This window comes from Nocardioides dubius (genome assembly GCF_039528155.1).
Lineage (GTDB): Bacteria > Actinomycetota > Actinomycetes > Propionibacteriales > Nocardioidaceae > Nocardioides > Nocardioides dubius.
The window spans coordinates 230941-232217 of record NZ_BAAALG010000002.1 but is presented as its reverse complement, the minus strand read 5'-3'; the positions used below and the strand labels follow the sequence as shown (position 1 = coordinate 232217).

The following is a 1277-nucleotide window of genomic DNA, read 5'->3' as shown; positions in this document are numbered from 1 at the left end:
ACGCCGAGATCCTCGACGCCGACGGCCTGATCGCCCTGCCCGGCCTCGTCGACCTGCACACCCACCTGCGTGAGCCCGGGCGTGAGGACGCGGAGACCGTGCTCTCCGGCTCCCGGGCCGCCGTGGTCGGCGGCTACACCGCGGTGCTGGCGATGGCGAACACCAACCCGGTCACCGACACCGCCGAGGCCGCCGAGCGCGTGCTCGACCTGGGCGTCAAGGCCGGCCTGGTCGACGTCCAGCCGGTCGGCGCGGTCACCCGCGGCCTGGAGGGCAAGGAGCTCGCGGAGCTCGGTCTGATGGCGCGCTCGCGGGCCAAGGTCAGGGTCTTCTCCGACGACGGCAAGTGCGTGGGCGACGCCCGGGTGATGCGCCGCGCGCTGGAGTACGTCAGGGCGTTCGGCGGCGTCATCTCCCAGCACTCGCAGGACCCGTCCCTGGCCGGCCCGACCGCCTGCTGCCACGAGGGCGAGCTCTCCGGTCAGCTCGGCCTTCCCGGGTGGCCCGGCGTCGCCGAGGAGGTCATCGTCGCGCGCGACGTGATGCTGGCGCGGCACACCGGCTCGCGGGTGCACGTCGCCCACGTGTCGACCGCCGGCTCGGTCGAGGTGCTGCGCTGGGCGCGGAGCCAGGGGATCGCGGTCACCGCCGAGGTGACGCCGCACCACCTGCTGCTGACCACCGACCTGCTCTCGGGCTACGACCCGACCTTCAAGGTCAACCCGCCGCTGCGCCCGAGCGAGGACGTGCTGGCACTGCGTGCCGCACTCGCCGACGGGACCATCGACGCGGTGGCGACCGACCATGCTCCGCACGCACGCCAGGACAAGGAGCACGCGTTCGTGGACGCCGCGTTCGGCATGCTCGGCCTGGAGACCGCGCTGCCCGTGGTCGCCACCGTGATGGTCCGCGAGGGCCTGCTGGACTGGGCCGGCGTGGCCCGGGTGATGTCGGCCAATCCGGCCCGGATCGCCGGGCTCGACGGCCACGGCCAGGAGCTCGCGGTCGGTGCCCCCGCCCATCTGGCGCTGATCGATGCATCGGCGTCGGGCGTGGTGGACCGCGACGCCTCGGTCTCGCAGTCGCGCAACAACCCGTGGCACGGCCGCACCCTGGATGCCAAGGTGGTGCACACCGTCTTCGGCGGCACGGTCACCGTGCGAGGCGGCGTCCTCGCCTGACCCGTTGAGTGGTGCACCTGTTCACCACTCAGCGTTGGTGGGTGCAGACAGGCACCACTCAACGAGGACTAGGGCAAGAGCAAAGACAGAACCCCG

1 protein-coding gene is annotated in these 1277 nt (G+C 72.7%); it reads left to right on the top strand.

Features of this window, described 5'->3' with window-relative positions:
• Positions 1-1181, top strand: a 1181-nt coding sequence (locus ABD151_RS02905) for a dihydroorotase (protein WP_343991159.1), incomplete at its 5' end; no start/stop codon positions are given.
• Positions 1182-1277: the final 96 nt, after the last annotated feature.